Origin of the sequence: Chryseobacterium taiwanense (genome assembly GCF_000813825.1) — a bacterium.
Lineage (GTDB): Bacteria > Bacteroidota > Bacteroidia > Flavobacteriales > Weeksellaceae > Chryseobacterium > Chryseobacterium taiwanense.
Window position 1 is genome coordinate 24,403 of the sequence record NZ_JWTA01000007.1, and the last position, 14,043, is coordinate 38,445.

17 protein-coding genes and 1 pseudogene are annotated in these 14,043 nt (G+C 34.3%); 1 reads left to right on the forward strand and 17 read right to left on the reverse strand.

The genetic code is table 11. The features are described from left to right. Nucleotide 1: 1 nt before the first annotated feature. The 17 genes and pseudogenes from RM51_RS09525 to RM51_RS09600 form a co-directional block, all read right to left on the reverse strand. The gene (locus tag RM51_RS09525; RefSeq protein WP_039368247.1) at nucleotides 2-502 is read right to left on the reverse strand and encodes a hypothetical protein; all 501 of its coding nucleotides are present in this window, start codon (nucleotides 500-502) and stop codon (nucleotides 2-4) included. 73 nt (nucleotides 503-575) lie between these two features. Continuing rightward, on the reverse strand, nucleotides 576-1,133 hold the full coding sequence (locus RM51_RS09530) for a DUF4256 domain-containing protein (RefSeq protein ID WP_039368250.1): 558 nt from the start codon (nucleotides 1,131-1,133) through the stop codon (nucleotides 576-578). A gap of 24 nt (nucleotides 1,134-1,157) precedes the next feature. Further along, nucleotides 1,158-1,556 (reverse strand): DoxX family protein, encoded by a 399-nt coding sequence (locus tag RM51_RS09535; RefSeq protein WP_039368252.1) that lies wholly within the window; start codon nucleotides 1,554-1,556, stop codon nucleotides 1,158-1,160. Nucleotides 1,557-1,573: 17 nt separating this feature from the next. Continuing rightward, nucleotides 1,574-2,152 carry a YdeI/OmpD-associated family protein gene (locus RM51_RS09540; RefSeq protein WP_039368255.1) on the reverse strand — a complete coding sequence of 193 codons (579 nt, stop codon included), beginning with the start codon at nucleotides 2,150-2,152 and terminating at the stop codon, nucleotides 1,574-1,576. Nucleotides 2,153-2,247: 95 nt separating this feature from the next. Then, nucleotides 2,248-2,706 carry an SRPBCC family protein gene (locus RM51_RS09545; protein WP_039368257.1) on the reverse strand — a complete coding sequence of 153 codons (459 nt, stop codon included), beginning with the start codon at nucleotides 2,704-2,706 and terminating at the stop codon, nucleotides 2,248-2,250. A gap of 68 nt (nucleotides 2,707-2,774) precedes the next feature. Next, nucleotides 2,775-3,104 carry an ArsR/SmtB family transcription factor gene (locus RM51_RS09550; protein WP_039368259.1) on the reverse strand — a complete coding sequence of 110 codons (330 nt, stop codon included), beginning with the start codon at nucleotides 3,102-3,104 and terminating at the stop codon, nucleotides 2,775-2,777. Nucleotides 3,105-3,242: 138 nt separating this feature from the next. Continuing rightward, nucleotides 3,243-4,109, reverse strand: a complete 867-nt coding sequence (locus RM51_RS09555) for a DMT family transporter (protein WP_039368262.1) — start codon at nucleotides 4,107-4,109, stop codon at nucleotides 3,243-3,245. 367 nt (nucleotides 4,110-4,476) lie between these two features. Then, nucleotides 4,477-5,661: an NAD(P)-dependent alcohol dehydrogenase gene (locus RM51_RS09560; protein WP_039368265.1), complete on the reverse strand. Its 1,185-nt coding sequence runs from the start codon at nucleotides 5,659-5,661 to the stop codon at nucleotides 4,477-4,479. An 8-nt stretch (nucleotides 5,662-5,669) separates the two neighbouring features. Beyond that, nucleotides 5,670-6,713, reverse strand: a complete 1,044-nt coding sequence (locus tag RM51_RS09565; RefSeq protein WP_039368268.1) for an alpha/beta hydrolase — start codon at nucleotides 6,711-6,713, stop codon at nucleotides 5,670-5,672. Nucleotides 6,714-6,716: 3 nt separating this feature from the next. Next, a complete protein-coding gene (locus RM51_RS19110; RefSeq protein ID WP_084111049.1) occupies nucleotides 6,717-7,769 on the reverse strand; it encodes a carboxymuconolactone decarboxylase family protein in 1,053 nt (350 codons plus the stop codon). Beyond that, nucleotides 7,769-8,197 (reverse strand): cupin domain-containing protein, encoded by a 429-nt coding sequence (locus RM51_RS09575; RefSeq protein ID WP_228375799.1) that lies wholly within the window; start codon nucleotides 8,195-8,197, stop codon nucleotides 7,769-7,771. Before RM51_RS09575 ends, RM51_RS19110 begins: the two co-directional genes overlap by 1 nt. Nucleotides 8,198-8,296: 99 nt before the next feature. Then, nucleotides 8,297-8,875 (reverse strand): sugar O-acetyltransferase, encoded by a 579-nt coding sequence (locus tag RM51_RS09580; RefSeq protein ID WP_039368273.1) that lies wholly within the window; start codon nucleotides 8,873-8,875, stop codon nucleotides 8,297-8,299. Nucleotides 8,876-8,974: 99 nt separating this feature from the next. Continuing rightward, nucleotides 8,975-9,802, reverse strand: a complete 828-nt coding sequence (locus tag RM51_RS09585; RefSeq protein ID WP_039368276.1) for a helix-turn-helix domain-containing protein — start codon at nucleotides 9,800-9,802, stop codon at nucleotides 8,975-8,977. A gap of 135 nt (nucleotides 9,803-9,937) precedes the next feature. Then, nucleotides 9,938-10,990 carry an alpha/beta hydrolase gene (locus tag RM51_RS09590; protein WP_039368788.1) on the reverse strand — a complete coding sequence of 351 codons (1,053 nt, stop codon included), beginning with the start codon at nucleotides 10,988-10,990 and terminating at the stop codon, nucleotides 9,938-9,940. A 2-nt stretch (nucleotides 10,991-10,992) separates the two neighbouring features. Then, nucleotides 10,993-11,172, reverse strand: coding sequence for a hypothetical protein (locus tag RM51_RS19630; protein WP_228375800.1), 180 nt, complete (start codon nucleotides 11,170-11,172; stop codon nucleotides 10,993-10,995). Between the two features lie 9 nt (nucleotides 11,173-11,181). Beyond that, on the reverse strand, nucleotides 11,182-12,039 hold the full coding sequence (locus RM51_RS09595; RefSeq protein ID WP_228375801.1) for an alpha/beta hydrolase: 858 nt from the start codon (nucleotides 12,037-12,039) through the stop codon (nucleotides 11,182-11,184). A 5-nt stretch (nucleotides 12,040-12,044) separates the two neighbouring features. Then, a pseudogene (locus RM51_RS09600) lies at nucleotides 12,045-12,895 on the reverse strand (aldo/keto reductase). A gap of 170 nt (nucleotides 12,896-13,065) precedes the next feature. Here RM51_RS09600 and RM51_RS09605 point away from each other — a divergent pair. Further along, nucleotides 13,066-13,962 carry a helix-turn-helix domain-containing protein gene (locus RM51_RS09605; protein ID WP_039368279.1) on the forward strand — a complete coding sequence of 299 codons (897 nt, stop codon included), beginning with the start codon at nucleotides 13,066-13,068 and terminating at the stop codon, nucleotides 13,960-13,962. The last annotated feature ends 81 nt before the right edge of the window (nucleotides 13,963-14,043 follow it).

Sequence of the window (14,043 nt, forward strand, 5' to 3'; positions counted from 1 at the left end):
TTTATTTTAAAGCTTTATTTACCATATTGCAATCAGCGGTTTCCAGCTTTTGACCGTCTTTATAGCTGATATTTTTTTCACTGACATATTTTACCTGCCCGTTTTCTTCCTTATGCTCACCAATACCTTCCGTTAAAGTATTGTCTTTTTGAATGAAGAAGATGTCTCTTGCACTTTTTTTGCCTTCAGATACAAATTCGTAAGTCAGTTTTAAGGTATCTCCTGATTTATAACCGGAAATATCTCCCTTATTGCTGTCTTTTTCAAAGTTCTTGTAAGACATTTTTCCGGTAATTGTTCCCAAATTGTCATCAATATTGGCAAATACAGAATCTTTTCCGGTTACGCCCATATAGCAGAAAGATTTTGGACCTAAAGTGTCGGTTACTGTTTCTGTAGTAGCTGTTGAGTCTATTTCTACTTTTGGAGCTGCAGTTTCTGTTTTTTTATTACAGTTCATTAAAAAAACTGAGAGTGAACTTAATAAGATCAACTTTTTCATAATCCTTTTTGTTGTGTTAGCTAAATTTCGAAGTTGCTAAAATAATGATTTTATTATTGAATGCATCTAAAAATTAAACTTTCAAACATCCTCGGAAACCTCTTGCTGCATAATAAGAATCAGCTCCGTTGTGGTAAGTGAAAACAGTATTGTAACGGCGATCACAGAATATTGCACCTCCTAATTCTCTGATTGATGCAGGAGTTTTTACCCAACTTGACGTTTTCAGATCAAATTTTCCGAGTTCCTGAAGTTGACGATATTGTTCTTCATTTAGGAGTTCAATACCCATTTCTGCGGCTTTATCAATGACATTATTCTCAGGTTTATTGGCTTTTCTAGCTTCCCAAGCCGGATAATCGTAGCAAAGACTTCTTCGTTTCGGACTTTCCGAAGAGCAATCAAAGAAAATATATTCATCTGTTTTTTTATCATAATCAACAACATCAGGTTCACCTTCCGTTTCTTCCATTTCGTGGAGAGACCACAATTTTTCATTGTTTTTTTCAAGCTTTGCTTGAATTTTATCCCAATCAAGACCTTTATGTCGGCTCATATTTTTCTCGAAGCGAAGTTTGAGAATCTTCAACAATTCTTTGTTTTGTGTTGTGGAGAGTTTCTTTGTGTTCATATTGAATTCTATTTTGATGTGGTGTTAGTCTGCAATAGATATTTTTCTTTCGGCAGGTCTAAAATACCAAGAAATAATCACTAACACAAGCAGTAAAATTGTGGGAAATTTTTTGCTAAATGGGTCATTCACAATAATATGGGAAACGATAGCCCCGGACATGACAAAGAAAAATCCAGCATAGGCCCATTCTTTTAACAACAGACGTTTAGGAAGTAAAATTACCAGTACACCTAGTATTTTCCAGACTCCGATAATGGTCATTAAATATGATGGATATCCAAGATTCGTGAAGTTGGCCAATTCATCTTTGTTTTTCAGCAGCTGTACAATGGCTGTTGAAATCATTCCCAATGACATCCAAAGCGTGAAAATCCAATAGATGATTTTATTTCTTTTCTGTGATTTGTTTGGTGTTTCCATTTTTTGCGATTTAAAAATTAATCATTTAATCCTTTTCTGTTAAGAATTTCCGGAATGTATTTTTCAATTCTGGATTCACGGGTTTTGGATTGTTTAGCAGAAGAAAAATAGAGTAGGTAAGCGCGTTGTCTTCCAGGTGTTAAACTTTCGAAAGCTTCTTTTAATTCTTGATTTTCATCCAATTTTTTCTGAAATTCTTCTGGCATTTCGAATTCTCTGGTTTTCTTCATTTCGACTTTAGCACCGGATTCTTCAATTTCAACAGCTTCAAACATATATTCTTTGAGAACTTTTTCTAAATCAATGATTTGTTGTATTTCTGTAAAACGGATCTGTCTCGAAGCCTGCACATTTTCAGTTTGTTGAATCAGAATATTTTCAGGATCTTTCATTAAAGCGCCTTTAAAAAAGAGGAGGGCACAATATTCTTTAAACCCATGAATCAGGAAAATATTCTTTCCTTCATACGTATAGCAAGGGCATCCCCATTTCAACTCTTCTACAAGCTGAGTTTCTAGGGCGATTGCTCTTAGTTTTTCAAATTCTTTTTGCCATTGCTGGGCTTTATTAAAGAAAAAATCAACTTTTGGATTCATATATTTTGGTTTATGGTGTTTCGAGGTACGAGTTGCGAGTTATGTAGTCGTATAATTTATTGGGTTCAACCTCGAATCTCGTATCCCGCATCTCATTATTTAAACAGTTCTTGCAGACGGTTGTGAGCCATATTAATGCCTTGTGCAAATGGTAATTTCAGCATTTGATCTCTGAAATCTACTGATTTATAGATCGTCTGAATTGTTATTTTGCTTGTGGTATCAGTAATTTTTTCAAATTCCAGAAACTCAAACTGAGGAGGAAAAGGAGTATTTTCCATTTGGAAAGTACGGATAATTCTCTGTTTCGGAATGATTTCATGAATAGTTCCATTGGCACTGAAAACCACTTCGCCTTGAGGATTTGAAGTTTCAAATCGATAGCTTCCATGCTGTTTGTTTTCAAATTTTATCACTTTTGTGCCCATCCATTGTTCAAAAAGTTCGGCTTCTGTATAGGCTTTGAAAAGGAGTTCAACAGGCAGATCAAATTCCCGGGTGATGAAGATTTCCTGTTTTCCGTCTTCGGCGTGGATTTTTGTTTTGAGTTCCATATTTTGAGGTGTTTAGAGTTTCGTGGTTCGAGATACGGGAGACGTGTTATAAGAACATGTACTTCGTATCACGCATTTTTTTTATTCTGGTAGGCTTTCATGACTTCTTCTAACTTGTTGAATTTCTCGTCCCACATTTTGCGGAAAGGTTCGATAAAATCGGCTATTTCTTTCATTTTATTGGGATTAAGGTGGTAAATAATTTCACGGCCGTTTTGTTCAGATCTCAACAGTTCGCATTCGGTGAGGATCTGAAGATGTTTGGAAACGGTAGGTCTTGCGGTATCGAAATTAGAAGCAATAGCTCCCGCCGTCATAGATTGTGCAGCCACCAGCATCAATATGGATCTTCTGGTAGGATCTGCGATTGCCTGAAAAACATCTCGTCTTAAATTCATTATGTAGTTATTTGACTACAAATATATGTGTAGTTATTTAGCTACGCAAATATTTAACGTTAAAAATTGAGGTTAAATTATAAACCCTTCTATAAATGAGCATTATAAAAGGGTTTATTGTGAAATGATTAAGAATTTTTATTTCTTTTTGATAGAAATCAGTGTCTGAAGAATTACTGAAGTAATTATAAATGAGAGTCCTATATAAAATGAAATATTCACTTGCTTGCTTTCATTAAAGAATAAAAATGCCATGATAATTGCATAAATAGGCTCCAAATTGAAGGTTAAATTCACCGTAAATGCAGGAATTTTCTTTAAAACTTCGGCAAAAATCACGTATAAACCTACGGTGCAGAACGAGGCTAAAATGACCAAATAACCCGTATCTTTTAAACTAGGAACTATGCGTTCTGACGGGAAAAAGAAGAGATAAATAGGCATTAATAGGCCTAAAATCAAAGTTCCTGCAACCATTTGATAATAGTTAATGATCTTAGTATCAAAATGTTCAACCAGACGTTTGTTATAAATGGTATAAAGCGTTCCCAAAGCTGATGAGATAACACCTAAACAAATTCCTAATTGGTAAGAGGCATCAAAATGAAATATTAAACTGATTCCAAAAAGAGTCAAAGTACTCAATAATAATTCTGAAATTTTAAATTTTTCTTTATCTAGTAAAGGCTTAAAGATGGCTGTAAAAAAACTCACTAAGCAATAGCAAACTACACCAATGGATATGTTTGAGTATTTAATGCTTGCATAAAAGAAAATCCAGTGAAGCGTGATAAGCAGACCAACTTTGGATATTCGTAATTTTTCCTGAGTTGAAATCGTATAACGGATTCTCAGCAGTTTTAAAATCAGGAATAAAAAGATGGAAGAAAATAAAAGTCGGTACCAAACGAGAAGACCTTCATTAAGAGAAATTAATTTTCCAAATACACCTGTGAATCCGGCCAGAATTACGGCCAGATGCAATAATAAATATGATTTTTTCATTTGAAAATGAACTGTATGTAAAAATGATTTGTAATTATTTTTTTATCGAAATCTGAAGCATTAGAAAATAACCAATAAACATTTTATCAGTCAGGAAATACTTCAAACGAATTTGAAAATATTAAATCATTGGAGGAGGCAAACAGCTCGCGTGGTTCATATGTATTTGAATAAAGACAAATATAGGAAATGAGCGTTAAAATAGCAAAGTAGACTCTCCTATATTTGGGTAAAATAAAATCCTATAATTTATATTATGTTAAATTGTATTTTTTTCAAGATCTCAATTTTAAACAGATATACATTTTGAATTGTCTTTCTAAAAATTTAACCCGTTATTTTAACGGGTTAATAATCATTGTTTTATTTAAAATGTTGCTGCATCAATTACATATCGGTATCGTGCTTCTTTATTCAGAACTTTTGTCCATGCATCATTGATCTGTGTGGCTTTGATCACTTCAATTTTTGGTAAAACCTTATTGTCTGCACAATAATGTACAACTTCCTGAGTTTCCGGAATTCCACCAATTAATGAAGCATTAAAGTTTACTCTTGAACTGGCTAAACCAATATTGCTTAGTTTTAATTCAAAACCAACTGGCATTCCGACCTGAGTGAAATGTCCGTAAGGTTTTACAACTGAACTGTATGCTGCCAAGTCAAACTGCACAGGAATCGTGGAAATCATATAATCCAGTTTTCCTTTGTAAGGTTTTAATTTATCTAAACTGTCTACAACAATTACTTCTTTTGCTCCAAAGACTAAAATATCTTTTGCTTTATCAGGTGAAGTTGTAAACGCGTATACTTCAGCGCCTTTTGAAACCGCAATTTTTACTGCTAAATGTCCTAAACCTCCGATTCCGGCAACACCTACTCTGTCCCCAATTTTAAAATTGGCATTCATAATGGGAGAATACGTTGTAATTCCTGCACAAAGTAACGGAGCAGCTTCTTGTAGAGAAATATGATCAGGAATATGAACCGCAAAATGATCTCTCACAACAATATTGTTGGAATATCCGCCTTGGGTAATTCCTGAAGGAGAAGTTTTATCAGGATTCCCGTACGTGAATAAGGTTTTCCCATGATCACAGAATTGCTCCTCACCGTGTGTACAGCTTTCACATTGCATGCAACTATCTACCATACAGCCAACTCCGGCTCTGTCTCCTACTTTAAATTTGGTTACATTTTTGCCAACAGCAGCTACAATGCCTACAATTTCATGTCCCGGAACTTGTGGATATTGTTGCGTTCCCCAATCGCCTTTCATTTGATGAATATCTGAGTGACAGATGCTTGCGAATTTTATGTCAATTAAAATATCATTGTCTCCAACAGGTCTTCTTTCAAACTCCCAAGGACTTAGCTTTCCAGAATTGTCTTTCGCGGCATAACCTTTTGATTTTATATTTTTAGTCATATTATTTTGATTATTATTCTGTGCTAGAATATTCAAGGGATTCACCAATATCATTCCTGCACTTGCCAACGCGGTCTGCTGAATGAATTTCCTTCTCGATGTATTATTATTGTTTTCCTCCATATTTAAATTTATTTTAAATTAGTTTTAAAGAAATTTTCCAGTTTATCAAATGGAATTTTATCTAGTTTATCATATAAGTCAACATGAACAGCATTAGGGATAATCATCAACTCCTTTGGTTCGGAAGCCACTTTATAAATATCTTCACTAAGATATCTTGAATGGGCGTTTTCTCCGGCAATCAATAATATAGGTCTTGGAGAAATTTCTTTGATATAAGCTAAAATTGGAATATTCATTATTGAAAAGCCATTCGTTTTTGACCAGGCTGCATTTGAGTTGATTGAACGCTCGTGAAAACCTCTTGATGTTTTATAATAATCATAATATTCTTTTACAAATTGTGGCGATTCATCTGTTTTTTTTCCCAATTCATTCTCTCCGTATTCTGTTTTTCCGTTTTCAGCATCTTTCCATCGTTGAAGGCTCATTTGTTCAAGGATTTTTGTACGTTCCTCCAATGATAATTTGTCATAATACCCTTTTGATGCAACACGAGGAATATCGTACATACTGGTTGTAGCTACAGCTTTTATACGTTTATCAATAGCCGTTGCATTGAGTGCAAAGCCACCAAATCCGCAAATTCCGATGATTCCTATTTTATTTCGGTCAATATTCTTTTGAAGTCCTAAAAAATCTACGGCTGCGCTGAAATCTTCTGTATTAATATCCGATGATGCAATATTTCTGGGCTCACCTTCACTTTCACCTGTATAAGAAGGATCGAAAGAAATAACAGCAAAACCTTTTTGTGCCATTTCATTAGCATATAAACCTGAAGACTGTTCTTTTACAGCACCGAAAGGTCCGCTAATCGCCAATGCAGGTAATTTCTCATTGCCAATGTTTTTAGGAAGGTATAAATCTCCGGATAACGTGATTCCGTATCGATTTTTAAATGTAACTTTCTGACGACTCACTTTATCACTTAATTGGAAAGTATAATGTTCTTTAGCATTATTCATTTTTTCTGATTTTAAATTTTTCTGACCGTATGAATGACCCAATACAAACACTGCGGCCATTGCCAATAATTTTATGCTTTTCATTTTCTATCTCAGTTTTTTAAATATTTCAATCATCATTTCCTGATCTACTGCATTCATTTCTACCAACTTTAGAGTTTTTATCATTTTTAAAGTTGTGGCTTTATAATGTTGAAAATGGGAGGTTTGCAGATGAGAATTGTACGCATCTTTATTAGCGTATATCTCAACGATTCGAATCTGTGTTGGGTTTTCCTGCTGATACATCGGGAAAATTGTGATGACTCCGTTTTCCTTTTTTATAGATTCTTCAGCATTTTCTTTTACAATCTTTTTGTATTCTTCAAGATATTCCGGAACAACTTCAATTTCAGCCATACGAACCATCATATCGGTTTCTATGATTGGTGTTAAAGGCTTTCCGATAATTTTTCGAATGGTATTAGCTTGGGTTGTATTGACTGTATTTTCAATTAAATCTGCTGCCTGAGCCAGTTGTTCTTCTGTAATTCCAGTATTTTTTCCAATGTTGATATGCGATTGTAATTGCGATTCAACACCGCTGATTGATGCTAATGCAGAAATAGTGACCAATTCCCTTTGCTGAAAACTCAAAACATCGCTCACGAAAATATCGGCAAATAAATGTTCTTTCAAAAAGGCATCTATTCTTGGAGCAAATTCTCCAAATCCGGGTGCAGGTTTACTTTGTGGAGTTTTAGACAGGGTTTCTAAGACTTTTCTTCCTTGTTCGTATTTATCGGGAGGATTATTTTCGACAACAATTTTCTTTCCTTCAATATCATTAATTCCTTTTGATTTTCTCTTTTCTAAAACCGTTTTGAAAGCATTAATGGCATTCAGACTTCTTGGAAATCCACAGTAAGCGTACAATTGTACCAATGCTTCTTTAATTTCATTGATAGTTAATTTCTCGTCTAATCCTTTGTTTAATTGAGTTTTAAGTTCATCAATATTTCCAGCTGCAGTGAGTGACGAGATTTTAACCAAGCTTTGCTGCTGATTGTTTAATTCCGCTGTATTTTGTGCGTTCATAATGGGTGTTATTAAAGTGAACACAAAAAATAAGATTCTCAGTTTCCACTTGTTTATTTTCATTATTTTTTGATTTGATTGTTGGCTTCTTGATAGACTTCATCGGTCACAGGTTCAAGCCATTTATTTTCGTTCGTTTTGGGATTGCCCGTTGTTGCAAGATGTGAAAACCAACTTCCGGCAGTTGCTCCATGCCAATGTTCAATATTGGGTGCAATTTCAACAATATCTCCGGTTTTCAAATGCCTTGCAGGTTTTCCTCTTTCCTGATATAATCCTTCTCCGCCTACAACAATGAGCAATTGTCCACCGGTATGACTGTGCCAATTATTTCGGCAACCCGGTTCAAATGTTACATTAGATAATGGAACATTGAGATCACTATTTTTAGTGAGCGGAGCCAGCCAGGATTTCCCTGTAAAATATTGTGCGAAACCTGTATTTTCTTCTCCCGTAGGAAAATCACTAATTTTTGGAACTTCTGTATTCATTTTATTTTGGCTTTTTAAAGTGTTACAAATCATCAGTGAAAAAAGTATGACACTCATGGATGTAACTTTTGTTAAACATTTTAAATTCATTTTTATATTTTATAATTCGATGGTTTTAATAATTTTTGCAGGAATTCCTCCTACAACCACGTTATCCGGAACATTTTTAGAAACTACTGCTCCTGCGGCAATCACTGCATTTTCACCAATACTAATTCCAGGTAAAATCGTTGCGTTGGCACCAATCCATGCATTTTTTTTGATATGAATAGATTTTCCGATCAATCCTTTTCTGTCTTTAGGGTGTAAAGGATGATTTTCTGTTATCAAACTTACTTTAGGACCGATTAATACATTATCTTCAATGGTAATTCCGCCTAATGCAAGAAAAGTACAATCGAAATTGATAAACACATTTTTACCAATATTGATATTCTTGCCATAATTGATATAAATCGGAGTGAAAACAACAACGTTTTCGAGTTTTTTGTCTACTATCTGGCTTAAAAGTTCTTCGATTTCTTTAGAATCAGAAGAACTGTTCATTTTTACAAGAAGTTTTTTTACTTTATAAGATTCTTCTCTTAGCCTGCCTATTTGCGGATCATGAGGCAAAATTGTTTCACCATTTAATAATCTTGTAAAAATATCTTCGGTCGATTTTTCTGTTGCTATCATCCTGTAAATCTTTATACAAAATTAAAATGAAAGCCTCACAGTGATCTTTCTGTGAGGCTCAAATTAGTTTTCTGAAAAGTTCATTTTGCTAAAGAAAAGTTAAATTTCCGTTGGAGCAAAACCATATTGTTTTTTAAAAGCAGTAGAAAAATGAGATGGGTTTTTGAAACCGACTTCAACATAGACATCCTGTACTTTTTTTCTTTCTTCTTTTAATTTGATATAAGCCATTTCAAGACGTTTCTTGATGATCCATTTTTGTGGAGTCAGACTGCTTATCTTTTTAAAATCTCTTTTAAATGTTGCTAAACTTCTTCCTGTAAATGAGGCAATCTGCTCCATCGAAAGTTCATCCTGATAATTCTCATTAAGGAATTCCAAAATATCTACTTTCCAGGGTTCGGCAAAATCAAATAAGATGGGGTAAAATTCTTCATTACGATTCAACAGAGCGTAGATTCCTTCCAATAATTTAAGATGGGTAATACTTTCTGTAGGTTTTACGTGACCATCAAAATAAGGAGTCAGCGACTGAAATAAGCTTGTAATGGCTGCATCTGGATTTATTTTAAAAACATTGGTATCGGAAATTGGAACATTTTTAGGAATTTCCGCTTTATTCATATTGCTGTAAAATTCGCGCAACACATTTCTTCTGAAAGTTAAAGAAATTCCTTTGTACAAATTTTCTCCAACTCCATTTTTGAACATTTTTAAACGATGGTCTCTGCGGATAAAAGCACAGTCTCCGGCTTTCAGTTTTATTGTTTTGTTTCTGTCTTCAATAATCTGTTCTCCGGAATATAAATAGACCAAAACATGCTCTGGCGTTGAATGAATACACTTGGTGCTCTCTTCTGAAAAACAAGACAGGAAAATCCCCGAATAGCTGAACGTGACTAAATTTTCATTTTCTTGAGTATTCATTTTCAGAATTTTTTGATTTTTAATAGTACAAATTTAATATTTCAAAGATCAATTCTCTTTACTGAAAAGCTCAAATTTCATTTCTGAGAGGCTCATTATTTGGCACTGAACTTTTTAGTGTAAATTATTTTAGTTTTATAAATTGTCGTGATAGAATTTCTTCAGTTTTTCAACGATTTGATTCACGTACTCAGGTTTCCAATAGGTTTGAATATGCGTTGCTCCGTCAATCACGAATAATTCTTTATTTTTTGCATTAATGGCTTTTGGAAATGCTTCATCGGTCATATATTTTGTATCGGCTTTGCTTCCTGCGATCATTAATAAGGGCTGATCAATCAAATCTATGTTTGTTGTGGCATCCCAAGTCATCAAATCCATTAGATTGCTTGTAGGGTATAAAAAAGTAGAATTCGGATGTGCATTAGTTCTGTAATAATACAGATAACCCTCTCTGTAAAGATCTGTCGATGTTTTAGCGATCTCCTCATCAGAAATACTGGCTACTCCACTGTACATTGTTTTTCCTTCCGTAATTTCTTTTGCACGTGCTTCCGAAGCCTGTTTCAAGCGTTCCTGAATGGTTTTTAATTGAGAATTCTGAAATCCATTGCGTCTTACTTCCCCGGAATTAAACATACTCAATGTTGCCACTGCTTTAAATCTTTTATCGGACTGAACAGCTTTCAATGTATAACCACCACCGCCACAAATTCCAAATACTCCAATTCTTTCAGCATCTACACCTTCAAAATGAGAAATAAAATCTGCTGCTCCATGAATATCTTCCACTCGATTGGCAGGTTTATCGGTATGACGAGGTTCGCCGCCACTTCCTCCTTGATAAGCAGCATCAAATGCAATGGTAATGTAACCGGATTCAGCCAGTTTTTGTGCGTATAATCCTGCTGTTTGTTCTTTAATACCTCCGTTGGGATGGGCTACAACAATTGCCGGATATTTTTTTAGTTTATCATAATTTGTTGGTGTATAAACATTTGCAGCAATATTTATTCCATTGGTTTGGTAATGAACAGGATGAATATTTACTTTCCCTTTTTCATTTTTTGTAATCGCTCCATCATACACAAGAGTGAAAGGATTTTGCTGATAGTTAATTATAGATTGTGCGTTGATCATTGGTGTATACATTATGGTGAGTCCTATTAATAGTGTTGTGATTTTCATGCTTATTGATTTAAATTTTTCATTTTTAGCCACTTATTAAGCTCTTCTGCAATATCTTTATTATTCAAATCAGACATTGGGAAATGAGTATTTCCTTTAATTCCAATCTCTGGTAAATGAACAATCTTCACATCTCCTCCATGCGAATTCACGACTTTTGCCCATTGTTTTGCCGTTGACAATACATTTCGTCAAAAATTCAGTGAGGCAGCTTTGGTTTCCTCTTTCGGAATAAAATCTCCGTAGTAAACAACGATTGGAATTTTAGTTAATTTCATAAATTCTGCCATTGGAATTCCTGCTCCACCCCGATTATCTTTTGGGACTTCACCTTCTGGGAAAATAAATCCGCCCGGTTCGTAGGAAACTATAGCTTTTATATGATTATTTTTCAGTACTGTTTTCCAGCCGATTGTTCCACTTGCAGAATGGGTGACAAGAATTCCGTTTCCTGTTTTGTCAAAAACTGCAGACATTGCGTTGACAATAGTTTCTTCATCTATATTTCCTGTGTTGGGCGTCATCATTCGAAAAAACTGATCTAAGGATTTTTCATCCTTGGGAAACTGAACTCCTTCATTAAAATTAGGGTATAAACCGATTCTGAATTGTGTAAACCAAGTCTGATCATCCGGATTTGCTGAGATTTGTCCCGGTTTTGTTGTTTGTCCGGCATCTCCTCGACCAGGTTGATCGATCAAATAAACAGGAAAACCTTTTCTCAGAAATAAATCAGAAAAACCTTCTCTTCCATCGGCTGTTGTTTGCCAACTGCGTTTTGACTGTCCATAACCGTGCAAAAATACCATAGGATATTTCTTTGGATGAGCCGGAATTTGATAAAAAACATCGGCATGATCTCCGTGGCGTGTTTGCCCGCCTTGAGGAATATTCCAAGGTAATAAAGGATCAAAAGTCCCTTCGCTTTTAATCATATTTCCTCCTGCTGAAAAAGTTCCTTGCTCTTTGATGGTTAAATACTTATTTTCCTGTGCGGAGAATGAGGATGATACAAAGACGAGAGATACTAAAATTACAATCTTTTTCATTTGATTTAAAGTTCTAGTTTTCTTTCACTCAGCCATTTTACCATTGCAGGATCTCTATGATCAAAAAACAGACTTGCATTGGTGTCTAAAGCAGCAATCAAATTCATATCATCATCGGAAAGTTTGAAATCAAAAATGTTGAAATTCTCTTCCATTCTTTCTTTACGAACAGATTTTGGGATTGCGACCACGCCTCGCTGAATAAGCCAACGGAGAATAATCTGAGCGATGGTTTTATTATATTTACTTCCGATAGTTTTTAAAACTTCATTATTGAAAATATCGTTCTTACCTTCTGCAAAAGGTCCCCAAGATTCTATCTGAACTTTATTTTCCTGTAAAAACTTTTGATTTTCGATTTGCTGATGAAAAGGATGTGTTTCTATTTGATTAATGGCAGGTATAAAATGACTGTTCGTTATCAAATCAGTTATTCTATCCGGATGAAAGTTTGATACCCCTATAGCACGAATTTTCCCCTGATAGTATAATTCCTGCATTGCTCTCCAAGAACCGAAAACATCTCCATAAGGCTGATGAATCAGGTAAAGATCTAAATAATCTAATTGTAATTTATTTAAAGATTTTTCAAATGTCTGTAATGTGTTTTCATAACCTGCATCTTGTACCCAGAGTTTGGTCGTAATGAATAGTTCTTCTCTGGGAATTCCGCTTTTTTTGATAGCATTTCCGACGTATTGTTCATTTTGATAAGAAACTGCCGTATCAATTAAGCGATATCCTGTTTCAATGGCAGACAAAACACTTTGTTCGCATTCTTCAGGATTGGTGACCTGAAATACTCCAAACCCAAAACGGGCATTTCCACTCCATTATTTAAAATTACTTTTTCCATTATATTTTGATTTATGTTTAAATTGATTTCTAATGCAAATTTCCTAACTTCAATTCGGGATATTGGTAGATAGATTACGGAGATAATAACCATTATTACTGATATTAAGATATTGATATTCAAATCGGTTATTTAATGTCTACATTTGTTTCAATAAAAGGCTTGATTATATGAGTAAAGTAGTTAATTTCGAAACTGTTGATGATTATAATGCATTTAATAATCATGAAACTTTACATCCTTTGGTAAGTGTTATCGATTTTTCAAAAGCACATCAAAGAACCGGTTCAAAAATGAACTTTAATGTGTATTGCATTTTCCTGAAAGATGTAAAATGCGGAGATCTTAAGTACGGTAAAAATTATTACGATTATCAGGAAGGAACCCTAGTTTTTATTTCACCGGGACAGATTGTAGACGTTGAAAACAAGACCGATCTTTATCAACCAATGGGACATGCTTTGGTTTTTCATCCTGATCTCATCAAAGGAACTGTCTTAGCTAAAACCATTTCGGAGTATAGCTTTTTTGGTTACCAAACCAATGAAGCGTTGCATTTATCGGGGAAAGAGGAACAATTGGTTCTTGAAACTTTTTCTAAAATTGGAAATGAAATTTCTCAAGCGGTAGATAAGCACAGTAAAAAACTTATCGCTTCCAATATTGAATTATTTTTAAATTATTGCGAAAGATTCTATGATCGGCAGTTCATTACCCGTGAAAATGAAAATAAAGGAATTCTGGAAAAATTTGAACATCTATTAAATACTTATTTCATTTCTGAAAAGCCCTATTCAGTTGGGTTGCCTTCTGTGTCTTATTGTGCTGATGAATTGCATTTATCGCCAAATTATTTTGGTGATCTCATTAAAAAAGAAACAGGAAAGACCGCCCAGGAGTATATTCAAAATAAAATAATTGATGTAGCTAAAGAAAAGGTTTTTAATATGGATCGATCTATTGCTCAAGTTGCCTATGAGCTTGGGTTTAAATATCCACAACATTTTATTCGGCTGTTTAAGCAAAGAACAGGGGTAACTCCAAAAGAGTTCAGAGATTTGAATTGAATTTCAGATTTCGTTTTGAGACAGTATTGATTACTTTAATCTTCAGTTAAGAATGGTGATTCTAAAATTCATAATTTTGTC